Source organism: Streptomyces sp. adm13(2018), from assembly GCF_008042145.1.
Lineage (GTDB): Bacteria > Actinomycetota > Actinomycetes > Streptomycetales > Streptomycetaceae > Streptomyces.
On the sequence record NZ_RDBH01000056.1, the window covers coordinates 1 to 21780 of the forward strand.

Genomic DNA, 21780 nt, shown 5'->3' on the forward strand with positions numbered 1-21780 from the left:
GCCAGACACCCACTGACCCACCCCTCCACCCACGGATTCCCCCCACACGGAGTCCCCACCTCCGAGGAGCCCCACATGTCCGCACACCGCAGGCACCGGCGCGGCCGCGCCGTCCTCGTCCCGCTGGTCGCCGCCGGGCTGATCGGCACCGCCGTCGCCGTCGTCGGCCCGTCCGACAGCGTCGAGGCCGCCGTCCCCGCGACCATCCCGCTCACCTTCGCGAACAACTCCGGCCGCGGCGATCAGGTGTACGTCTACAACCTCGGCACCGAGCTCTCCACGGGCCGCCAGGGCTGGGCCGACGCCAACGGCACCTTCCACCCCTGGCCGGCCGGCGGCTCCGTCCCCGTACCCGCCCCGGACGCCTCCATCACCGGCCCCGCCAACGGCCGTTCGATGACGATCCGGCTACCGAAGTTCTCGGGCCGGATCTACTTCAGCTACGGCCAGAAGCTGGTCTTCAAGGTGGCGACCGGCGGCCTGGTGCAGCCGGCGGTCCAGAACCCCAGCGACCCCAACAGGAACATCCTCTTCAACTGGTCCGAGTACACGCTGAACGACTCGGGCCTCTGGATCAACAGCACCCAGGTCGACATGGTGTCCGCGCCCTACGCCGTCGGCGTGAAGCGGCCCGACGGCACCGTCGCCAACACGGGCCGGCTCAAGCCCGGGGGCTACCGGGGCTTCTACGACGCGCTGCGCGCCCAGCCCGGCGGCTGGGGCAACCTCATCCAGACCCGCTCGGACGGCACGGTACTGCGCGCGCTGGCCCCGGGCCACGGCATCGAGGCCGGCGCGCTGCCGTCGGGGGTGATGAACGACTACATCAACCGCGTCTGGAGCAAGTACGCCTCGTCGACGCTGACCGTGACGCCGTTCGCCAACCAGCCCTCCGTGAAGTACTTCGGCCGGGTCTCGGGCAACGTCATGAACTTCACCAACTCCTCGGGCGCGGTCGTCACCTCGTTCCAGAAGCCCGACTCCGACAGCGTCTTCGGCTGCTACAAGCTCCTCGACGCCCCCAACGACCAGGTGCGCGGCCCCATCTCCCGTACGCTCTGCGCCGGTTACAACCGCTCCACCCTGCTGACGAACCCCAACCAGCCCGACACCTCGTCCGCCGGCTTCTACCAGGACGGGGTGACCAACCACTACTCGCGCAAGATCCACGCCCAGATGGCCGACGGCAAGGCCTACGGCTTCGCCTTCGACGACGTCGGCGCCCACGAGTCGCTGGTGCACGACGGCAACCCGCAGCAGGCGTACGTGACGCTCGACCCGTTCAACTAGACACCCGCGTACGGCACTCGGCCGGGCCTCGACGAGGCCCGGCCGAGTGCTGTGCCACCGCACCCCCGGACCGGAAGGACCACCTGCGTCAGGCCCCGGCCCCGGGGGTGCGGATACGGCCAAGAGGAAGCCGGCCCTCCGAGGCCGGCCGCACCGGCCCCCGGAAGGCGGCGGGCACCGGGATCCGGAGGCTGCCGCGCGGGCGGTGTCGCACAAGGATCGTCCGGGTGTCACGCAACCGTCACGGAGCCGTCGAGGCCCCATCGCACGCGGAGCCCGCCGGATGGCCGGAAAACGACGGGCCGGATCGTCCTCGCGCACCCCGCTGTCGATCACCTCACATACTGCGCTGACCGGTGGGCGGACGCCGTCGCGTCCCCGCCGGAACCGATCGTTCGACCTCATCCCGAGCTCCCTGGGGGAGACTTGCGCGCACATGTGAAGAGAGCACGCGCCTTCACCGTCGCAGCGGCCACGTCGGTGGCCCTGCTGGCAGGCACGACCGGCCCCGCGACGGCCGCACCCGACATCCCGCGCCCCGGCGGCGGCCAGCGGATCCCGCTCGTCACCGGCGACCGCGTGGTCGTGAACGCCCAGGGCCGGATGGTGGGCTTCGAAGCCGCCGCCGGCCGTGAGCACATACCCGTCCAGGTCCAGCGCGTCGGGGACCGCACGCTGGTCGTGCCCGCCGACGCGCGGCGGCTGCTGACCACCGGCCGACTGGACCAGCGGCTCTTCGACCTCGGCGTGCTCACCGACGCACGGCTGCGCGGCAGCCACCGCGACGGGCTCAGGCTGATCGTGCGGTACGACGGCGGTGCCCGTGCCGGTGCCGCGCGGGCCGGGGTGCGCGCCGCGGGGGACACCCGGCTGCGGCGGACGTTCCCCACCCTCGACGCCGACGCCGTCAGCACGACCCCGGACAGGGTCGCCGAGGTCTGGGAGGCGCTGACCGACCGGCGGGACGACGGCCTGCGCGCCACCGCCTCCGGCATCGCCCAGGTGTGGCTGGACGGGGTGCGGACCGCGAGCCTGGACCGCAGTGTCCGGCAGATCGGCGCCGACAAGGCGTGGGAGTCCGGCTACGACGGCACGGGCGTCACGATCGCCGTCCTCGACACCGGCGTCGACCGGACCCACGCCGACCTCGCCTCGCAGGTGGTGGCCGAGAAGAACTTCTCCGCCTCCCCCGACGCGAGGGACCGCGTCGGACACGGCACCCACGTCGCCTCGATCGCCGCCGGCACGGGAGCCGCGTCGGACGGCCGCTTCAAGGGCGTCGCCCCCGGCGCCAGGCTGATCAGCGGCAAGGTCCTCGACGACAACGGCTTCGGCGACGACTCCGCCGTCCTCGCCGGCATGGAGTGGGCCGTCGCCGAGGGCGCCGACGTCGTCAACCTCAGTCTCGGCGCCCCCGACAGCCCCGGCGTCGACCCCCTGGAGGAGGCCGTCGACCGGCTGTCCGCCGAGACGGGGACGCTGTTCACGGTGGCCGCGGGCAACGAGGGCGAGGGCGGCGCCTCCACGGTGGGCTCCCCCGGCAGCGCGGACGCCGCGCTGACCGTCGGCGCCGTCGACCGGGACGACCGCCTCGCCCCCTTCTCCAGCACCGGCCCCCGCGTCGGTGACGGCGCCGTCAAGCCGGACGTGACCGCGCCGGGCGTCGCCATCACCGCGGCCGCCGCCGCGGGCAGCGCGATCGACACCAGCCCGGGCACACCCCACCCGGCACCGGGATACCTCACGCTCGACGGCACGTCCATGGCCACCCCGCACGTCGCGGGCGCGGCGGCGATCCTGAAGCAGCGGCATCCGGCCTGGAAGTCCACCGAGCTCAAGGGCGCGCTGACCGCCTCCGCCCAGGGCGGCGACCACACCGCGTTCCAGCAGGGCACCGGCCGCGTCCAGGTCGACAGGGCGCTCGCGCAGACCGTCGTCGCCGACCCGGTCTCGCTGAACTTCGGCACGGCGCGGTGGCCGCACGGCGACGACCTGCCGCTCACCCGCAAGGTCGCCTACCGCAACCTCGGAACCAGCGATGTCACCCTCGACCTGTCGGTGGCCGGCCGCGACCCGAAGGGCGCGCCCGCCCCGGCCGGGTTCTTCACGCTCGGCGCCGACCGGGTGACCGTCCCGGCCGGCGGCAGGGCCGAGGTGGACCTGACCGCCGACACCCGGATCGGTGACACCGACGGCGGCTACTCGGGCTACGTCACCGCCACCGCGGCGGGCCAGTCCGTCCGGTCGGCCGCCGTGGCCGAACGGGAGGCGGAGTCGTACGACGTGACCCTCCGGGCCGTCGGCCGGGACGGCGCGGACGCGCGGAACTTCCAGAGCACCCTGACCGGGGTCTCCGGCGCCGCGGCCGGCTTCGAGACCCGTGTCGCCGACGAACCGGGCCCCCACACCATCCGGGTCCCCAAGGGCACGTACACCTTCAACACGGCCGTCTACCAGGACCCTTCGGACTACGCCAAGGGCACCGACTGGATCGCCCAGCCGAAGCTGGAGATCTCCGGCGACACCGTGGTCACGGCCGACGCGCGGACCACGAAGCCCGTCGACCTCACCGTGCCCGGCATCGACTCCGCCGACTACGGCGGCACGTACTACGAACTCGGCGGCACCGACATCGGCCGGGTCGGCAACGGCTGGGTCCTCAGGGGCTTCACCGGCTTCCGCACCGCCCACCTGGGCCCCGCCGTCACCGACGGCTCGCTGCTGCAGACCTGGGACGCGCACTTCCTCAAGGACGCCACCAGCCAGTACTCGGTCGCCTTCGGCGGCCGGACGAGGACCGTCTCGACCGGCTACACCAAGCACGTGAAGGCGAACGAGCTGGCCACCCTCACGGTCGGTCTCGGCGCCTCCGCTCCGGACAAGTCCGCCCTCGTCTCCCCCTTCGCCCACCTCCCGGGCGCACCTGAGGGCAACGGATTCTCCGACCTGCAGCCCGCACCGGGCACCCGCACCTTCTACGTCTCCACCGCCGACGGCGTCGCGTGGCGCACCAGGTTCGACCAGGCGGGCGCGCCCGACCGGTGGGGCTACCCGGCCCACGAGGGCAGCTGGGAGACGGCGGCGCCGAAGCGCTACGAGGCGGGCCGGACGTACCGGGAGACGTTCAACACCGGCGTCTTCGGCCCGCTCCTGACCGAGAGCGCCGGAGTGTTCCGTACCGCTCCCGACCCGGCGACGGGCGAGCAGCGACTCGTCGGCTCGCTGCCCCTGTTCGCCGACGGCGCCGGACACCCCGGGTTCTCCCCGTACGCCTCGGCGACGTCGACGCTGTACCGCGACGGCGTCCGGATCGCCGAGAACGACGATCCGCTGACCGGCGCGAAGCCGTTCACGGTCGGCGGCGCCGACGCCGAGTACCGGCTGGTGACCTCCGTGGAGCGCCCCGCGGGACTCGCGGGCGCGGCCACCCGGGTCGAGACCGGTTTCACGTTCCGTTCCCGGCAGGTCGCGGCCACCACCGCGCTCCCGGTGTCCACGGTCCGCTTCGCCGCCCCGGTCGACCTCGCCTCGCGGGCGCCGGAGCGCGCCACGGTCGCGGTACCGGTGACCGTGCAGGGCTCGGCCGCCGGGCGGAACCTCAAGTCGCTCGGTGTGTCCGTGAGTTACGACGCGGGGAGGACCTGGCAGCGGGTGCCGGTCCGGAACGGGTCGATCACCGTGAAGAACCCGGCGAAGGACAGCGGGATCTCGCTCTCCGCCGTGGTCACGGACAAGCAGGGCAACAGGTCGACGCTGACCGTCCACAACGCGTGGCTCGGCAGGTGACGACGGCCCGCTGACCGGCGGGGCCGTTTCGCACGGATACGACGGAACGGCGCCCCCACCAGAAGGTGTGGGGGCGCCGTTCCGTCGTATCCCGGTGGTAGGGGGAAGTGCCCGCGGGATCCTCGTCCGGTGACCGTCGATCAGGCGTGACGACGGCCTCGGTTGCCGGTGAAGACACGGTAGAGGAGGAGCAGGATCATCGAGCCGACGATGGCGGCGATCCAGGTGGAGAGGTCGAAGAACCCGTCGATGGCGTCGACCCCGAAGATCACCTTGCCCAGCCAGCCGCCGAGCAGACCACCGACGATGCCGATCAGGATGGTGACGAGGACGCCGCCGGGGTCCTTGCCCGGCATGAGAGCCTTCGCGATCAGTCCGGCCAGCAGGCCTATGAGAATCCACGCGATGATGCCCATGATGTGCCTCCAGTTCGTGGCCCGAGAATGTCCTGAACTCCGCATGCACCGATCCGGCGCCGCCAAACCCGCCTCTTCGAACGGGTGCGCCCCCGAGGGCGGTGGCCGGCGGCGCACCCGCTCAGTCGGACGCGACGGGGGTACGCCTCCGCTGCCACCACCGGGGCTGGGTACGGGGGCGTACGGCACGTCCCAGCCGTCGGCCGAGGAGCAGGTAGCCGATGAGCGCCCCCGTCGTGTTCAGGACGACGTCGTCGATGTCGAAGGCGCGGCCCGTGATGAGCGCGCCCTGGACCAGCTCCACGAGCAGCATGGTGGTGGCGGTGACGAACGCGACCCGGAGGAATCCCCGGGTCCTGCGGGACAGCAGCGGCAGCAGGATGCCGAAGGGCACGCCGAGGGCGATGTTCCCGCCGAGCTGCTTGACGGTGTCCACGAAGCCGGGCTGGTTGAGGTAGTTCTCGATCGACCGGCCCGGTGTCAGGTTGTTGTGGGTGAGGGGCACGGACGCCGGCGAGGCCTCCAGGGTGAGCCCGGCCAGAACCACCGCGAACGCCACCATGCCGGCGATGGCCAGCAGGGTGACGAGCACCCGGACGAGCCGTCCCGGCCCGGGCCGGACGGGCTCGGGCGGCTCCTTCCGCTGCGGGACCGCTGCCGGTTCCGTCGCGTCAGGCACTGTGCGGACCGGGGCGGCGACGTCCCTTCCCGCCCCGGTTCGCACAGTGCCTGACGCGACGGAACGTGCTGGCGGAGGGTCGGCCTCGCCGGCCAGAGGACGTAGCAGACACCCCCCGTGCCGCCTCTGACCTTGCCGTTCGCGTCGTAGCGCTTCGTGCGGAGCCAGATGTTCTCCAAATGGGAGGGCGCCTGGACCGGAACGGGGACGGGGACCGGCGCGGGCGGCTGCCCCTGCGGGGCCCCCGGGGCCTGCGGCGTCACGGCCACGGGCCGGGGTACGGCCGGCGCCGGAACGGGAGCAGGCACCGGCATCGGCGCCGACGACTGCGGAACCGATTCTTCGCGGCGCGGCTCGGCCTGTCGGTGCCGACCGATCCCGCTGGGAGTGGTGTACAGCGTGGTCATGCCCTGACCAACGCCCCCCGGCGGCCCGTGGTCACCGCCGAGCGGATTCGTGCGGCAGTTCGTCCGGTACCCGGTGCACGACTCTGGCCGCACGGAGTACAGCTGACGTACCGTCAGGTTCCGTCGCGGAAGACACGCGCTCGCCGACCAGGAGGTCAGCCATGTCCGTGCCCCGGCACGTCGACGACCGGCCCGTCCCACTTGACGAATACCCCGTGCACCAGGCCCCGCTCTCGATGAAGCACCACGTCAGCGGCGACCGCAACGCCTACGACCGGTGCATCTTCCATGTCTTCGACCACTCCGGCCGCGCCCTGCTCATCGCCGGTCTCGGGGTCTACCCGAACACCGGGGTCGTCGACGCCTACGCCACCCTCCGCGTCGGCGACCGGCTGCACGCCGTCCGCGCCTCCGACGCACTCGGCGACGACCGGACGGACCTCTCCGTCGGCCCGTTCACCATCACCGTCGACGCGCCCCTCAAGCGCCTCTCCCTGCGCTGCGCCGCCGTCCCGGACGACCCCGACGGCCTCTCGTACGACCTGACCTGGACCGGTGACTTCCCCGCCGTCTGGGAACCCCACCACACCCAGCGCCACGGCGGGCGGCTCACCCTCGAAGGGCGGCGCTTCGTCCAGGCGGGGCACTGCGCGGGAACGATCAGGGCCGGCGGCGAGGAGTTCCGGGTGACGCCGGGGGAGTGGACCGGTACCCGCGACCGCAGCTGGGGCGTCCGCCCGATCCCCGGCGAGGAACCGGGCCGCGCGGCCGAGTTCCGCCCCGAGGGCTTCCACTGGCTCTGGATACCGATGCGCTTCGAGGACCGCTTCCTCATGGTGATCGCCCAGGAGGACGCCGACGGCTACCGCACCCTCCCGGGCCACCGCGACCAGGAGTGGGCGCGGCTCGCCTCCGGCCCGGTCTGGGCGGACCGCACGGTACAGGTCAGCGGCACGCTGGTCCGGCCGGGCGCCGCGGCGCCGACCGCCCGCCGGATCTGAGAACGCCCCCGTTCGAGCGCCGCCCCGCCGACCGGCGGCGCGACGGGGCGATCCGCCCTGCCCGGAACCGCGCGCCCGCTTCTCCCTCGCGGGGCGGTCTCCCTCGCGGGGCGGTCCCGAGCGCGGCCCTCTCGGAGCCGGGCCCCTCGGAGCCAGGCCCCGGCATGCCTGTCGGCCCGGCGCCCGCGCTCCCTGGCGCCGAGGCTCCCCGGCGTCCACGCTCCCCGGCGTCCTCGCCGAGGCGGGCCGGGCCGTCGCCCGCGGGCTGCCGCCCTTCAGCAGGGACCGGCTGATCACCACCCGCTGGATCTGCCCTCGGCGATCTGGACCGCCCGGGGCGCTGTCGGCCATGGCCGGGCGCCCATCCCCGCCGGGCGCGCACGCGTGCGCGGGGTCGCGAGGAGTACGCCCGGTAGGGGGATGGGATCACCCGGCGACCGGGGAATCACGCGGGGCGGGATCCGCCCCGGGGTCACATGAGGCCGGCGCGGGTGACGAGCACGGCGAGGAGCACGACCAGGGTCCATCCCAGGACGTGTTCGAGGAGCTTGGGACCCCGGTCGTCCTGCGGACCGCCGGTGCGGGCGCGGAGGAGGAGTCGGGTGGCGGCGGAGGTGGAGGTCATGGCGACCACCTTGCGGTACGGGGACGGCCCCGGGCCAGAGACGTCGGTCACTCCCCCGGACCCGCCGCACCGCATCGGGCGCCCCCGAGCACCACGGGGGCCTTGCGCCGCACGGGCGAGGGCGGGCCCGGGAGGAAGCGGCACGGACGCCGACTGTGCCGGAGACCACGCCGGGCCGGGCCTGCCCCTGCTCACACCAGGCCGAGGGCTTGTAGCGCGCGGTGCTGGCGGAGGGTCGGCCTCGCCGGCCAGAGGACGTAGCAGACACCCCCCGTGCCGCCTCTGACCTTGCCGTTCGCGTCGTAGCGCTTCGTGCGGAGCCAGATGTTCTCCAAATGGGAGGGCGCCTTATACCACGCGGCGTCATCTCGCGCAAACATGCAGGTCAGAGGCGCGGACGGCGTGAGGCAATTCGAGCGCAGATGCGCTGGTGCTGACTTGGTGCTGACTTCCGCTGGCGTCCGTTCCGGTCCGTTCGGGTGCGTCGTGCTGGATCGGTGCTGACTCCGGGGCCCTCGTCGCCCGGCAGCCCGCCACCCGCTTGGTGCGGCCGCCATTCCTTATTACCGTCCTCGAGAGCAGCTGAAGCAAGCGTAGAGGAATCGTTCGTGAGTGAGCCGATGTGGGACGTCCAGGCGCTTGCCGCCTATCTCGGAAAGCCAGCTTCTTGGGTGTACGACAATCACCTCAAGGAAGAAATGCCGAGCTTCCGCGTGGGCCAGCAGCTGCGGTTCTCTCCGCCGGAAGTTCGACAGTGGCTAGAGGAGCGATGCCGAATGGTTGCGTGAACTTCAAGCCCAAAGCAGCCGAACGCATCGGTCTCGCGGTGTACATCATTGGAGGTAGTCCGAGCCGACAGGCGCGGCTGGGGCACTCATGCCCGCTGGGGAGGCGCCCTGCGGGTACATACGAAAGCGCCAGATCTTGAGAACGTGATCGCGCTCCCAATAGTCATCTGCGACCAGCTTGGCGAGAAGCGCTGGCTCGGGCTCCTCACGCAATGCGCGGATCTCGCCCTCGTCCGTAGTGATGGCGTCGAGGAACCGCTGCGTGTAAAGCTTGCTGAGGCACCCGAAGAACGCAAGCCCCTGTTCCTCGATATGCCGGGCCACCTCCTCATCCGGGATCTGCGGCTCCGAGACGAAGTCAATTCGCACAAGCCGTCCCAGCTCGTCGAATTGAGACTCCTGCTTCTGCGGCCAGTCGCCGTGCAGCAAAAGGAACCAGGCCAAGTTCCTCTCGTCGGGATCGGTGATGACCTGGCCAGCGTTCAGCATCTCCACCCCACCGATGGTGAATGCACGGGTCTCTTCACCGTTCCCGAGCCGCTCCACCACCCGTTCCTTGCCCCGGTCCATGATCACCGAGAAGGTGAGGGGCGGCTTGGTCGCAAGCATCCCATCCCCCAGTAGGTGCATCTCGCTGACCTTGATCGCGTCGAGGAGCGACAGGCGTTGGTGACTCCCGACCAGACTGAAGACGGACGGATCGACCAGCGTCCACATACCCACTCCGCTCGAGAAATGTGCGTAGAGCAGACGGCCGCCTGTGGCCTGGGCGTAAGCCTGAGCCGCAGCCATGTCCTTGGCCCGCACCTTGGTCTCCAGAGGGCTCTTGTTCGGGGCTACGTTCTTGACCTCGACCAGAAGGTGCGTGCCGTCGGACAGGACGATGCGAAAGTCAGGCGGCTGGAGCTCGCCGCCCGCTTCGTCAAAGTAGAACAACCCCGAGTCCTCAGTCTTGATAAGGCGAACGGCGCCGAGGGCAACCACCACGGCCTCGAAGGCGTACTGCGTCATCCAGCCTTTCAGCCTGGAGGGGTTGTCCAGCGACGTACGTAGAGCATCGCCAATCGCAGTCACAGCCTCTCCGTGCCGGTCGATCAGCAGTTTTTGCCCATCCGGCTCCGGCAGGGCGAGTTCGATCAGCGACACGACTTCGAGCCCCAAATCGCCTTTCCGGCCTCGTCGCAATGCCATGCAAGCCCCCTGGCGCTCGGTCTGCTCGGGCCGCGGTGCCACCGGGCCCCTGCTAGACCTTCATGCATACACCCTCGTGCAGCAAGGCAGGGCCCGCCTTGGCCAAGTCCCCCGGAGAGCAAACTGCTTGCTCCCAGTCGGGGGCCATGTCGGTGCCGTACGCCGTCCTGGGGCCATGTCCGCATGGCCGCGAATCACCTGCCCTATCTGCCGCCGCTCCGTTGCCGTGAACCCAGGCACTCGCCGGATCGCCGATCACAAGCACCCCCGGCCTCGCGAGCGCGCCCTGGACCTCGTCCTGTGCCACGGCTCCGAGCGCGAAGTGGAGCTGGGCGGGGTGACGTTCCTGCCCTTCGAGGAAGACGCGCCGGCGATGGAGCAGATGCTCTTCTGAGAGACCCCGGCGGGCGCCACCCTGGCGTCCACCCGCCCCCTAGAGTGGTCCGTCATGTACTCGACATGGATCGCCCTGGCCGCCGGGTCAGTGGCAGAGCCGCCATCTCCACGTCACCGATCTGCACTCCGGTCGGGTAGGTGTTGTTGTCGAGTTCGGCATGGACGCGCAGTCCGGTGCGGGTGGTCGTTGCGGAGATGCACTGGACGATGACTTCGTGGCTGGTCAGCGGGCGGCCCCGCCAGTTCATGGTGATGTGGGAAAAGAGGCGGTGCTCGATCTTGTTCCACTTCGATGTGCCCGGCGGCAGGTGGCAGACGGTGATCGTCAGGCCCGTCTCGGCGGCGAGACGGGCGAGTTGGAGTTTCCAGGCCCAGGTGCGGTAGCCATCGGAGCCGTCCGCGTCGGCGGTGATCAGCAGCCGTGTCGCCTGCGGGTAGAAGATGTGGCCCCGGCCGTGCCACCAGCGGCGGATCGATCCCACCGCGAACGCGGCGGTGTCGTGATCGGTGCCGACGTTGACCCAGCCGGTGTTCGCCGCAAGATCGTAGACCCCATAAGGGATCGCCTTCCCCAGCCGGGGGTCGACGAAGTCGTGCATGTTCACCACCACCGGATCACCGGCCGGGCGCCACTGGCGGCCGTCGTCCCTGAACGCGCCGACGAGCTCCTTCTTCTTGGCGTCCACGCTGATGACCGGCTCGCCAACGCCCCGGTGCATGCGGGCCTGCTCGTTGAGGTAGCGGAACTGTGCGCCCCGGTCCACATGCTGACCGCCCTCGAGTGTCTTGGCGTTGGCCTGCAGACTGAAGCCTTCCTCCCGCAGCAGATCGGTGACGGTGTCCGCGCTGACCCGGTGGCCGACCCGGGTCAGTTCCCTCGCAAGTGCGCGGGTCGATTTCACCGTCCACCGCAGCGGCGACATCGGATCACCCCTCTTGTCCGGCTCGACCAGTGCCAGGAGAACCGGCCTCAGTCCCGGATCGAGTTCCACGACTCGCTTGCGGCCCCCGCCCGGACGCCGCACCCAACCCAGGGGTTCCTCGCCGGCCTCCAGCTCGAGCACGCCCTTGCGGACCGTCGTCTCACTCACCGCGGCCGCTCGTGCGACAGCCCGGACGCCGCCGTGCCCCAGGACTCGGGCCTCGGCAGCCAGCAGCAACCGACGCTGCCGCTCGTCGAGATGCGGGAACAACACCGCACACTTCACGGAGAGGTGGCTACGAGTCTCATCCGGGATGCGCATACCACACCAACGAGCCGCAGAACGGGAAGCAACACCTTGATTCCCTGCAAGCCCTTAGATCAAGTCTGCAAAGGTCAAAACCTCTCCAGCCGGGCACCAAAACAGTCCTCGCACATCCCGTGCCCATCCTCGTCGCCTTCCTCGATCGGCTTCGAACAGGAGGTGCAGAAGTCAAGCTCCTCGAACTCGGATGCGCAGGCGAAGCAGAGGAATGCAATGGTGCGTCCGGAGACAAACTCGACGTCCGTCACCAGCGCGTCAACACCGCAGTCAGGACACTCGAGAACAAGGTCTTCCCCGCCATCCTTGTAGTGAGTGTGCAGGTCGAGTCCTTGAATCTCGCTAACGTACTCAAGGGCGATGTGGTCGCTGCGTCGCACCTGAGTCTCACAGAATCGACAGTCACTGTTTCCATCCACCACCAGCGCAGGTTGCTTGCAGAGGGGGCAGGTGACTGTCGAATCCTTGAGCGGTTCCAGCTCGGGGAGTAGCTTTGCCCAGCGGAACTCTAGATACTTCTCGATGTTGGCAAGACCTGCGGTCACCTTCGCGATCTCAGCGTCGAAGTTCCACTCTCCTGGCTTTCGATGGATCACCTTGGGGCGCAGGTGCTCTCGCACGAAAGGAATCAGGAAAGCCAGTAGGTTCGCGGCCAGCTTCTCCACCGCGTGCGCGTAGACAGCCTGAGTTCCCTTTCCGTCCACCTGGACAGCGATAAGGCCGTAATGCTGGAGAGCGTTACGCCACTTGATCAGTCGCGCCAAATCTCCCTTAGTGGAGCCGGTTTGCGTAATGTCAAGACCTGCGATCTTCTCAAGGCGGTCGAGAGCTTCCTCCGAGCCACAGCTAATGAAGTCAGCGGCCTCAAAGCGGCTCCGTGTGGCATCTCGGGGATTCTCGAAGACCAGCGACCAGTGCTCCTGTTGCAGGCGCGCTTTGAAGAGCACTTCAGTGGCGGCTGCTAGGTGCAGGATGGCGTACTTCAGGTCACGGGGCTTGGGCTTTCCAGCCAGGTGCTCGGTGACGCTAAGGAGGTAGTCGAGACCGTTCTCGACGGGTCCGAAGGTGACCGTCGGCCGCACGACCTTGACTCGCTCCCTCTTACGAGGGACCGGAACAGTCGTCGGCGGAACGGCGCTTGCCGTTGTAGCGCTGATTCCCTCCGGAACCGCGGGCGCGTTGGGGGGGCTCTCCGGCTGCGGGGCGGGCGTGCGGTCTTCCCCGCCGGCTTCGCCCTCGGTCCCGTCGTCAGTGTAGTCGGTCATCTGGCCCCCTGGGGTAGGCGGCGGCTATTCCAGGCTGAATATCCGCCAAGGGCACCCTACTAATCTTTTTCGTTAGTTCCACGGGTGTGATGGATTCGTTGGTGGGACCCTGCTGTGGTGTCTTTCAAGCCTTCGCCTGTTGTTCCTCCCTTTGACGCGGCCGCAGTTGGCCGAGGCCCGGCGTGTGCGGGCGGCCGAGTTGTTCGATCAGGGACGTTCGGGTGCCGAGATCGCACGGATGCTCGGGGTCAGCAAGGAGAGCGTGCGGCGGTGGAAGCGTGTCTGGGAGAAGAACGGCGCCGATGCTCTGCGCCGGCGCCCCGCCACCGGTCGCCCGCCCAAACTGGACGATGCCCAGGTCGAGCGGGTGCGGACCGCGCTGGAGCGGGGCGCCCAGGCGCATGGTTTCGAGGCTGATCTGTGGACCCTGGAGCGGGCCGGCCTGGTGGCCGAACGGGTGACGGGGGTGAGGCTGTCGAAGGCCTCGGTGTGGCGGCTGCTGACCGGTCGGCTCGGTTGGAGTCTGCAGCGGCCCGAACGGCGGGCGGTGGAGCGCGACGAGTCGGAGATCGCCCGCTGGATCGCGCACGAGTGGCCACGGATCAAAAAGGGGCGGTGAACACACGTGCCTGGATCGTCTTCCTCGACGAATCAGGCGTCTCGCTGCTGCCGCAGGTCCGCCGCACCGACGCACCCTGCGGCCGCACCCCGCTTCTGCGGCACCGGCTGAACTGGGAGCGCGCGTCGATGGCCGGCGCCCTCGGCTACCATGCCACCGACCCGGACCGCGGGCCTCGGTTGTGCTTCCACCTCAAGCCCGGCAGCTACGACACCGCCGCTCTAATCGAGGTCCTGGAGCAGATGAAGGTGTTCTACCGCGGCGAGCGGGGCCCGCTGGCTGCGGCTCGCTGTCGGGCAAGAGGAGGCGCCCGAGCTGGAGCCGCCCGCGTCCGAGTAAGCGGGGCCCGCCACTACGTGGACCGTCGAGCTCACAGTGGCAGAGGTTCGTCGACTCCCGGCGGCTTGTCGCCCTCGCCCCCACACCTGTGCCGACGCCGAGGACAACTCCACGCGATGAGATGGTCGAACTGGCGTCGACGACGCCAGCAACCGCCCGGCACAGCCGCTACCTACAGCGTTCCCGGCCACTCGGCTGCCCCACGAAACCCGCAGGTCAGACAGCGAAGTCCAGCTGGAGTAGCTAGTCCATGAGAGTAGGTTGCAACTGACCACGGCCATCGCCCGCCGCCCCCAGGTAGTCGGGGTTAGGCACCATCTCGCGGTGGAGATAACGCAGGTCGGCGCCGCAACGCAGTGCGAGTCGTTCCTGGCGCGTCTGATCGGCCGTGGAGACAGTCTCGCCGTTGCGAGTCGTGATGACGATCGCGGGCCGCTCCGTCGAGTCGATGGCCTCGTTCAGCGCAGCCCATACGAGGTCACGAAAGTTCCCAGCGCGGCCCCAGCAAATGTATCGAGTGGCGCCGCCGGCGATGGCGTAGCAGTGGTTCGGCTTCTCCCCCACCGAATCGGGCTTCATCGCCCAGCCGCTGCCACATGCCGCACGAACGATTTCCTCCGGCCCTTGGAATCGTTTTACCGCGTAGCGGGCATAGTTCCCGATCCCCTCCTGCGCTCGGGCGTACTCCTTCATGGGGACATCCTTGATCCAGACCCGGGCGTCCTTCTCCGGCCCGTAGGCGAGCAGGACTCCGCCGACCTTGGGGTCCTCGATCCATCGCCGGTACTGGTTCGTCTTCTCGGTGAGACTCAAGAACTCCCAGTCCATGTCGTTGGCCTGCTGGTAGATCTCGATGAGAAGGCGCTCGCGAATGGGTGCGGGCAGCTGCTGCAAGGCCACGGTGATTACTCCTGGGGGGCGCGGGTGGCGGGGAACTGGAGTCGGTGCTCGTCGTACGCGGTCTCAAGACTGGCCGCGTCCTTGATCCACTCATCCATGAGGGTGGCCACCTTCTGGTCGCTGAAGTCGATGTTCGACGGGGTGATCTTCGCAAGGGTCTCGATCTCGCCATCCCCCTCAAGCGCGCGCTTGAGCTTGAGAGCGGCGGCGATGCGGCGGAGATCGCTGACGAAGTCCAACACCGTGACGCGCTCCTTTCCCTCGCGCAGGCGGAGGCCGCGCCCGAGCTGCTGAACGAAGATACGGCGGGAGTGAGTGACTCGCGCGAAGCAGAGGATATTCACGTCCGGCACATCCACACCCTCGTTGAGGATGTCGATCGCCGTCAGGATGGGCACTTCGCCGGCCCGGAAGGCGAGTAGGCGGTTCTGCCGCTCTCTCTTGGCAAGTCCCGCGTGGATGGCGAGGGCACCTGACCAAAGGGGCGTGCGCCGCAGCATGTCAGCGAGCCGCTCGGCATGTTCGATAGTCCGGCAGAAAACAATGGCGCGGGGGGTGCGCGTGCCGGCCCATGCGGTGGCCAGCTCGTCGCGGATGGCTTCATCCCGCTGCGGCAGGAAGAGCTTGGCGTTGAGTTCGGCAAGTCCGTATGAGTGGTTACTGGCCTCGCGGACGATATCCCAGTTGATGTCGTCGACGAATAGGCGGTAGTCAACCTGCGCGAGGTAGCCGCGCCGCATACCCTCCTCGATCCCCAGGCTGAAGCTGGGGGCGCCGAGCTGATGGGTGATGTCATGCTTGTCACCGCGCCATGGGGTCGCCGTGACGCCCAGATGCCTTGCCGATCTGAGGAGTTCCAGCAGCTCGTCGTACTGGCCTTCCTCACCCACGTGGTGGGCTTCGTCGATCATGACGAGGCCTGGGCGGTATCCGAATCGGGCGGCCGACAACGCCGAGCCGACCGTCGCGCAGGTGAGGCCGGAGAGATCGTCGGGGCGGGTGTCACCCGTGAGGAGCCGCGTCGGGACATCCTTGGGTAGGTGCCGCCAGAGCGCCCGTTCTAGTTGCTGGACGAGGTCTTTCGCGTGTGCGACGACCAGGACCTGGTCCTCGGGGACGCGTCGCAGGTGCGCCGCGATCACCTCGCCTCCAACGACCGTTTTACCCAGGCCGGTGGCCAGTACGAGGAGCGCACGACCCGAGGCATCGAGATCGTCGGTCAGTGCCTGGAGTGCCTCGACCTGGTACGGCCGTGGCGTCACTCTCCCAAAGCGGCGCGGTACCCGGTCGAAGCTGGTCGTCAGGTCCGTCCCGCCCCACAGAAGGATCCCAGGGCCTAGGCGTGCCAGATTCGCCACCCGCTTCCGGGCCTCAGGGCTGAAGCGAGTGTTGGTGACGACGACGGCTTTGTGGGCGCGATAGTGGTCCCGAGCGCGAGCGACCTCGTCCACCGCGTCGGCCCCTACGGCTCCGTGTCGCTTCCACTTGCACTGGATCACCCAGATCTCGCCCTTGTGGAGAGCGAGGATGTCGCCTCCCTCGTCACCGGAGCCGTCGATGTTGGACACATCAGAGAAGCCCAGGTGCCACAGGAGGCGTTCAATGCGGCGAGGGAACTGCAGTGGGCCGGAGTCCAGCAGGGAGGCGGCGTCAAGGAATCGCATTCCGCTCTCCCTATGTGTTGTCGGCGAGGTCGCGCGCGATGAGTCTGCAGCTGATCCTGATCCGGGCCAGTTCCTCCACGTCCAGGCGTGGACGGTGCTGTTCCAGGAGCGCGAGGTCCCCCAGGGGGTTGATCAGTCGCTCCACGACGAGCGCTCGAGCGCCGGGATCGCTCAGAGCGATGTACCCGCGCTTGAAGACGCACCCGTCGAGGAATGTCTCCGGGGAGTCCTGGATGATGCGGATGACGGCGCTGGCCGGGACATAGCGCATGAACTCACCGCTGGAGATCGCGTCGTTCCAGGGGGACGCTCCGTCGGCCTCGACCGCGAATCGGCGCTCGGCGTCAGCTCGTTCATCCTTCGTGAGCAGGAGCCAGTGCACCGCCGGGTTCGCCGACACGGGCGTCACCATCGCCACGCGCACCTGCTCCAGAAGCCTCTCGGATTCCTCCGCCGTCGCCGCCGGCGTCAGTCGAGGGCTGGAGGTGTGGCTCTTGAGCTGTGCCACGATCTCACTCAAGGGCATCGACACGGTGTTCGCCCGTACCCGCATGAACTCCGCGACCTCGACGAGCGCCAGGTCGCGCATGTCCGCGCCATGTTCGCGGAAGAGCGAGTGGCCGGTGTCGACGAAGACGTCCAGGTTCGGGGCTCGGACCATCGAGACGATCACAGGCGCGGGCCGCTCATCCTTGGTGACGAGGTTCTGTCCGCGGACCGCCCAGGCCGTCAGATCCACCCGGCCCAATTCTTCAAGGTAGTACGAGCCTGTCAGGTCCACGATGGGGTCGGCGCTGTCTCGGTATCGCTCGAGCCGCTGATCCAGCGTTTCCGCCGGCGCGATCTCGTCCTCGGGCAGTTCTTGACCAGCCGCGGTCGGGGCTGTCGCGCCCGGCGCAGTACCGCCTTCCGGCTCGTCATCCAGGTCGAGGAGTCCAGCCCCGAACCCAGGGAGGATGTCGTCGTTCTCCGGTTGCGGGTCGACCACTATTGGGTTGTCGTGCTGGTAGGCGGCTCGGTACCAGACCTCGTCGGTCTGGTAGTCGTAGTCGCCCTTCCGCATCAACCCGGCCCACTTCGCCGCCGTCTCGTGGATAGCGTTACGTCCATCGCCGGGGATCAGGTAGTTGAGCCCCGGGTCCTGGCGACGGAAGCCCGCGTAGAGCAGGGCGAGAGGGCTGCGGTTCTCCGGCAGCCCAAGGTTCTTGGCGATCTTGGGGCGTAGGGGACTGGTCCCGCGGACCTCGCGCAGGACTTGACGCCATTCGGCTGTCTCGAACTCGAAGGCGTTCTTCTGATAGTTCGGAGTGACGTGGTCACAATGGATCTCACCGACGATCCGGCCCATTTTCACGACACCGGAGTCGATGGGGTACTCCGGATCCGGCTCCGCGATGCCGTCCTCGTCTTCCCAGAAGAAGACACGCTTGTCTTTGAGTATGATCTTGCGCCCGTTGCGGAGGAAGTCCAGCCCGTAGTCGGTGCGGTGAAGGTAGCGCTGGATCCCGATCCAGCCCCAGATCCTGCGCTCCCGCAGTTCCAGGCGGTCCTGACCGCATTCCTCACACTGCTCCGCGTCGGCAGTGCTCCAGTACCCGCACGCCATGCACGCCTTCTTGGGGCTCAGAGAACGGTCGATCCTCTGTACGGCATGGATCTCCACGCCCTGGCGGGTGACTGTCCGCTTCTCATCCCAGACGCAGGGCAGGCGTGGCCTGACCTTCTTGCCGTTGAGCGTGAGCAGGAAGCCCTTCTCCGCCAGCAGGTAGCTGTAGACGTCTCCGAGCTTTTCCCGGATCACGGTCTGAGTCTGAGGGCGACAGAGCGTGGTGTATTGGTCCTGCTTGAGCTCACCGATCGTGACTGTGGTGCCGTGCTCGTCAAGATTCGTCTTAGGCACCAAGCGGTACGGTGCCTGGTACTTGGAGGAGTTGGCGATCCGCGCCAGGTCCAGGGTCACCTCGATCCAGTCCGGATCGCCCGCCCGGCTGGTGCGTACCGTGGTACGCCGACCGAGCCGGGCTGTACTGATGTTGAAGCCCATGCCGAACAGGCCGAGGGAACCATGTCGACCGTTACTCGTCCAGCCCGCGCTGATGGCGTTGGTGACGGCATCCAGGCTCATGCCCCGCCCGTTGTCCTGCACCTTGATCTCGGCCGTCGCACGCTGCGAATTGGCCGGGGGGAGCGAGACCGCGACCGAGGGCCGGTCGACCGTTCCGCCAGCAGCCTGGAACTCGTCGAAGGAGTTGTCGATCAACTCGGCCAGGCACTGCCAGTGAGAGAACTCGATGTCGCCAAGCACACCCAAGATGCGCGGGTGTGGCGTGACGTTGATGTACTGGTTCTCGGTCACAGTCGGCCCCCGTCTTCGTCGTGAACAGATGCGTGGCCGGCGGACGCGAAGCGCGCCCACCAGCGTCTAGGCGCCCCCGCCGGCCCCGGTCCCGGGGCATCCACCAACATGACGTCAACCCTAATGGGCAGCACCAGTCCCCGTGGGACGTAGATCTCGAAACCCCTGCTGGAACCACTCCGCACCCTGTCCCGGGGAGCGCCCCGCGGTTCACCGCGTGCGAGACTCGCGTCATGATCCGGGAACCAGCGCAAGTCACCATCGATGCGAGCGGCCGGGTGGAGATCCCCTTGGGGATTCTCGCCGAGGCCGGTCTCGACACAGGGAGTGTCGTCCTCGCGTACAGCGATGGTGACGGCCGTATCGTGCTGCGCAGGTTGACCGACGCCATCGACGACCTACTGCATGGCGAGGCGCTGTAGCCGCAGCTAGCCGGTCGCACGCCGGACCGCTGAGATGACCCGTCGTGCCACCTCCTCCGGTGCCTCGTGCTCCCAAGCCCGGACGACCGTCCAGCCCGCTTCCTCCAGGATCCGGTTGGTCTCGGCGTCCCGCCGCTGGTTCTCGGCGAACTTCCCCGCCCAGAAGTCCTTGTTCTTCGTCGCTGGTCGATGATGCTCTGGGCAGACGTGCCAGAAGCAGCCATCGACGAAGACCGCGACTCGCGCCTTCGGGAACAGCACATCCGCGCTACGCCGGAGGCCCTGGATCGGCGGTGCGTTGACCCGGTAGCGAAGCCCTCCCTTGAAGAGGAGGGACCTGAGGGCCTTCTCGGGCTTCGTATCCCTTCCACGGTTGCCTTTCATTGAGGCACGGACCGCCGGCGTCGAGGCTGTCGAGCCCTCGGGCAACGTCTCCGCCCTCAAGAGGCCCTTAGCCCAGGCCAGCCGCCATCCCTCAGCGAGGTTGGCCTCACGGCTGTCGTGTTCGACCTCACCCAGATAGCGCTCCGGGGACTTCCTCCCGTCACCCCACCGCAGTGACGCACGGATGCGCCGCGTCTTGGGCAGGACCCTCAATGAGACCGAGGCGTGAGCCACGCGGCCGTCACCCAGGTCAATCTCACGCCGATGGCGACCGCCCGCCGCCTTATCCTGTTCGGCGGACAGTGCCTTCCGGGTCCTTCCCGACCGGCCTTTCCAGGCGCGATCGGGGGGCAGCCTGTCGTTCCAGCGGCTCTGAGGTGGCTTCGCCACATCGATCACGTCCTTGACCCCGACGCCGTATCGAGGGCCTTCGCTACCGCATTGGCGAATACCGCGCCAAGCTTCACCGGGACCGCGTTGCCCAGCTGCCGCATCTTCTCCCCACGAGGTCCTTCGAGCTTCCAATCGTCGGGGAAAGTCATGACGCGGGCCGTCTCGCGCACAGTCATGTACCTGTGCCTGTAGGTAGCGCCTCCGGGGGTCTCCAGCTCATCGGTCAGCATCACGGACTCCCCGCCCGGGACGCCATGCACGCCGGCCTTCACGGTCTTGGCGGGACGGTCCAGTTCATTGGGCGTGTGGCCCTTGTAGATCCGAGCGCCGGGCCATCCAATGTGATCGGTGAACCCGCCGGCGCGATACTCCTTGCGGTCGAGCCTGTCCCAGGGGACCTTCGGCAGGGGCTTGCCCTCGTTCTCGTCGATGCCGGCGATGGCGTCCCGGAAGGTGCGCCAGGGCTTCGATTCATCCGGAGTGAGTGAAACGTCCTTACGGATCCCGGCCCTGGCCCTGGCCACGGCCAGGGCGCGCACGTGATCGGGGACTTCGGGATGACGCTTCCAATACGAGTCGTCGGAATCGTCAAGCATGGACCGGAATAGCGCCTGCTCGGAGTACTGGGGAAGCACGTCCTCGTTGAACTGGTCGATGTCGACGCCAAGGTCCTCCCGGAAGGCGACGATGATGATGCGGTGCCTGATCTGGGGGACCCCGTAATCGGCGGCGTTAACGCGCGTCATCACCACCTTGTAACGCTCCGACGGATCGCCGGCGGTCCCGCGCCTGGCCTCGATGAGGGCCTCATCGTGCTTCTGCCAAGGAACCTCGGGATCTCGTAGCTCGAAGGGCATCTCCATCTCGCGCAAGATGTAGTCGAGGTACGGCTTGAACGATGGCCTGAGCAGTCCCACGACGTTCTCACAGATGACGGCCTTGGGCCGGATCTGGCGCATCGCCTTGAACATCTGAGGGAACATGTTGCGCCTGTCCTCGTCCCCCTTGGCGATCCCACCCAGGCTGAACGGCTGGCACGGCGGACCGCCAGCGAGGACGTCGACACGACCACGTAGATAGCGCATATCCAGGTCCTGGACATCGCCCGCCACCAGCGGCCACGGCTCCCCGGGCTCGGGGATGCGCTCCTCGTCCCCCCGAGGCTTCGCCCCGTTCGCCTCCAGGGTCTGACACGCTCGCGGGGCGAACTCGTTGAACAGCAATGGCCGGAAGCCCGCCCCGTGGACCGCCATGGCGAGGCCCCCCGCGCCCGCGAACAGCTCGACCCCGGTGCGATCACGCTTTGACTCTTCTTGCAGTTCAACCATTGCGAAAGCATACCGCGGAAATATGATCACTGTGACCGCTGTCGAGAGGATCACGTCACTTTCACGAGTAGCCGAAGATGGTTCGGTCAGGTGCTCCCAGCAATGCACCGGCCGAGGCCTCATCGAGCTCAGCCGCAGGTCGCCCGGGGGTCCGAGACCAGAAAGGAGGGCTCAGATCACGGCCCCGCGCGGGTGTCGACTCGGCCGTCAGGTCCTGGGTCACCGAGCACGCTGTCGCGCAACGGAGTCGACACGTCCCGTCCGCCCCTCCAGGCTCGTGCGAGCGT

The 21780-nt window shown here is 68.5% G+C and carries 16 protein-coding genes and 3 pseudogenes; 7 read left to right on the forward strand and 12 right to left on the reverse strand.

Annotation, left to right across the window (positions count from 1 at the left end; translation table 11 throughout):
- The first annotated feature begins 75 nt into the window (after positions 1–75).
- Together EAO70_RS04495 and EAO70_RS04500 are read left to right on the forward strand one after the other, a co-directional pair.
- Entirely contained in the window at positions 76–1290 is a 1215-nt protein-coding gene (locus EAO70_RS04495) for a glycoside hydrolase family 64 protein (protein WP_148001709.1), read from the forward strand.
- Positions 1291–1728: 438 nt separating this feature from the next.
- On the forward strand, positions 1729–5076 hold the full coding sequence (locus tag EAO70_RS04500; RefSeq protein ID WP_148001710.1) for a S8 family peptidase: 3348 nt from the start codon (positions 1729–1731) through the stop codon (positions 5074–5076).
- Between the two features lie 140 nt (positions 5077–5216).
- On the opposite strand, the gene EAO70_RS04505 is transcribed toward EAO70_RS04500, so the two are convergent.
- Positions 5217–5492, reverse strand: coding sequence for a GlsB/YeaQ/YmgE family stress response membrane protein (locus tag EAO70_RS04505; RefSeq protein WP_148001711.1), 276 nt, complete (start codon positions 5490–5492; stop codon positions 5217–5219).
- 121 nt (positions 5493–5613) lie between these two features.
- A complete protein-coding gene (locus tag EAO70_RS04510) occupies positions 5614–6171 on the reverse strand; it encodes a VanZ family protein (protein ID WP_261992663.1) in 558 nt (185 codons plus the stop codon).
- 568 nt (positions 6172–6739) lie between these two features.
- Here EAO70_RS04510 and EAO70_RS04520 point away from each other — a divergent pair.
- Positions 6740–7453: pseudogene (locus tag EAO70_RS04520) on the forward strand (hypothetical protein); the annotation flags it as partial.
- A gap of 598 nt (positions 7454–8051) precedes the next feature.
- On the opposite strand, the gene EAO70_RS04525 reads toward EAO70_RS04520, so the two are convergent.
- Both EAO70_RS04525 and EAO70_RS38860 read right to left on the reverse strand, forming a co-directional pair.
- Entirely contained in the window at positions 8052–8204 is a 153-nt protein-coding gene (locus EAO70_RS04525) for an SCO1431 family membrane protein (RefSeq protein WP_148001713.1), read from the reverse strand.
- Positions 8205–8395: 191 nt separating this feature from the next.
- Positions 8396–8536: pseudogene (locus EAO70_RS38860) on the reverse strand (peptidase C39 family protein); the annotation flags it as partial.
- Between the two features lie 276 nt (positions 8537–8812).
- Here EAO70_RS38860 and EAO70_RS04535 point away from each other — a divergent pair.
- A complete protein-coding gene (locus EAO70_RS04535; RefSeq protein WP_148001714.1) occupies positions 8813–8992 on the forward strand; it encodes a helix-turn-helix domain-containing protein in 180 nt (59 codons plus the stop codon).
- 45 nt (positions 8993–9037) lie between these two features.
- Here EAO70_RS04535 and EAO70_RS04540 read toward each other — a convergent pair whose 3' ends face one another.
- Positions 9038–10183, reverse strand: coding sequence for a hypothetical protein (locus EAO70_RS04540; RefSeq protein ID WP_148001715.1), 1146 nt, complete (start codon positions 10181–10183; stop codon positions 9038–9040).
- Between the two features lie 226 nt (positions 10184–10409).
- Between EAO70_RS04540 and EAO70_RS37605 the strand changes: the two genes are divergently transcribed.
- Positions 10410–10577 carry a hypothetical protein gene (locus EAO70_RS37605; RefSeq protein ID WP_187283719.1) on the forward strand — a complete coding sequence of 56 codons (168 nt, stop codon included), beginning with the start codon at positions 10410–10412 and terminating at the stop codon, positions 10575–10577.
- A gap of 85 nt (positions 10578–10662) precedes the next feature.
- Here the strand turns inward: EAO70_RS37605 and EAO70_RS04545 are convergent.
- A pseudogene (locus tag EAO70_RS04545) lies at positions 10663–11823 on the reverse strand (ISAzo13 family transposase); the annotation flags it as partial.
- Between the two features lie 74 nt (positions 11824–11897).
- Positions 11898–13088, reverse strand: coding sequence for a hypothetical protein (locus tag EAO70_RS04550; RefSeq protein WP_148001717.1), 1191 nt, complete (start codon positions 13086–13088; stop codon positions 11898–11900).
- A gap of 139 nt (positions 13089–13227) precedes the next feature.
- Between EAO70_RS04550 and EAO70_RS04555 the strand changes: the two genes are divergently transcribed.
- Positions 13228–13707, forward strand: coding sequence for a winged helix-turn-helix domain-containing protein (locus EAO70_RS04555; protein ID WP_187283720.1), 480 nt, complete (start codon positions 13228–13230; stop codon positions 13705–13707).
- Positions 13708–14289: 582 nt separating this feature from the next.
- Here the strand turns inward: EAO70_RS04555 and EAO70_RS04565 are convergent.
- Genes EAO70_RS04565 through EAO70_RS04575 form a run of 3 tightly spaced genes read right to left on the reverse strand, consistent with a single transcriptional unit; the run spans position 14290 to position 18966 of the window.
- Positions 14290–14946: a hypothetical protein gene (locus tag EAO70_RS04565; RefSeq protein ID WP_148001719.1), complete on the reverse strand. Its 657-nt coding sequence runs from the start codon at positions 14944–14946 to the stop codon at positions 14290–14292.
- Positions 14947–14951: 5 nt separating this feature from the next.
- Positions 14952–16610, reverse strand: a complete 1659-nt coding sequence (locus EAO70_RS04570) for a DEAD/DEAH box helicase family protein (RefSeq protein ID WP_148001720.1) — start codon at positions 16608–16610, stop codon at positions 14952–14954.
- Positions 16611–16620: 10 nt separating this feature from the next.
- Positions 16621–18966, reverse strand: coding sequence for an ATP-binding protein (locus EAO70_RS04575; protein ID WP_148001721.1), 2346 nt, complete (start codon positions 18964–18966; stop codon positions 16621–16623).
- Between the two features lie 233 nt (positions 18967–19199).
- Between EAO70_RS04575 and EAO70_RS04580 the strand changes: the two genes are divergently transcribed.
- The gene (locus EAO70_RS04580) at positions 19200–19388 is read left to right on the forward strand and encodes an AbrB/MazE/SpoVT family DNA-binding domain-containing protein (RefSeq protein WP_030882202.1); all 189 of its coding nucleotides are present in this window, start codon (positions 19200–19202) and stop codon (positions 19386–19388) included.
- 6 nt (positions 19389–19394) lie between these two features.
- Here the strand turns inward: EAO70_RS04580 and EAO70_RS38865 are convergent, their stop codons facing one another.
- Together EAO70_RS38865 and EAO70_RS04590 are read right to left on the reverse strand one after the other, a co-directional pair.
- Positions 19395–20171 carry a very short patch repair endonuclease gene (locus tag EAO70_RS38865; RefSeq protein WP_261992664.1) on the reverse strand — a complete coding sequence of 259 codons (777 nt, stop codon included), beginning with the start codon at positions 20169–20171 and terminating at the stop codon, positions 19395–19397.
- Positions 20168–21493, reverse strand: coding sequence for a DNA cytosine methyltransferase (locus EAO70_RS04590; protein ID WP_148001722.1), 1326 nt, complete (start codon positions 21491–21493; stop codon positions 20168–20170). The genes EAO70_RS38865 and EAO70_RS04590 overlap by 4 nt, the downstream gene beginning before the upstream one ends.
- Positions 21494–21780 lie beyond the last annotated feature (287 nt).

Bases quoted from the DNA above. Each gene is read 5' to 3' on its own strand.
- EAO70_RS04570 (WP_148001720.1), bottom strand. From the start codon at position 16,610: ATGCGATTCCTTGACGCCGCCTCCCTGCTGGACTCCGGCCCACTGCAG.
- EAO70_RS04525 (WP_148001713.1), bottom strand. From the start codon at position 8,204: ATGACCTCCACCTCCGCCGCCACCCGACTCCTCCTCCGCGCCCGCACC.
- EAO70_RS04495 (WP_148001709.1), top strand. From the start codon at position 76: ATGTCCGCACACCGCAGGCACCGGCGCGGCCGCGCCGTCCTCGTCCCG.
- EAO70_RS04580 (WP_030882202.1), top strand. From the start codon at position 19,200: ATGATCCGGGAACCAGCGCAAGTCACCATCGATGCGAGCGGCCGGGTG.
- EAO70_RS04550 (WP_148001717.1), bottom strand. From the start codon at position 13,088: ATGACCGACTACACTGACGACGGGACCGAGGGCGAAGCCGGCGGGGAA.
- EAO70_RS04540 (WP_148001715.1), bottom strand. From the start codon at position 10,183: ATGGCATTGCGACGAGGCCGGAAAGGCGATTTGGGGCTCGAAGTCGTG.
- EAO70_RS04590 (WP_148001722.1), bottom strand. From the start codon at position 21,493: ATGGTTGAACTGCAAGAAGAGTCAAAGCGTGATCGCACCGGGGTCGAG.
- EAO70_RS04505 (WP_148001711.1), bottom strand. From the start codon at position 5,492: ATGGGCATCATCGCGTGGATTCTCATAGGCCTGCTGGCCGGACTGATC.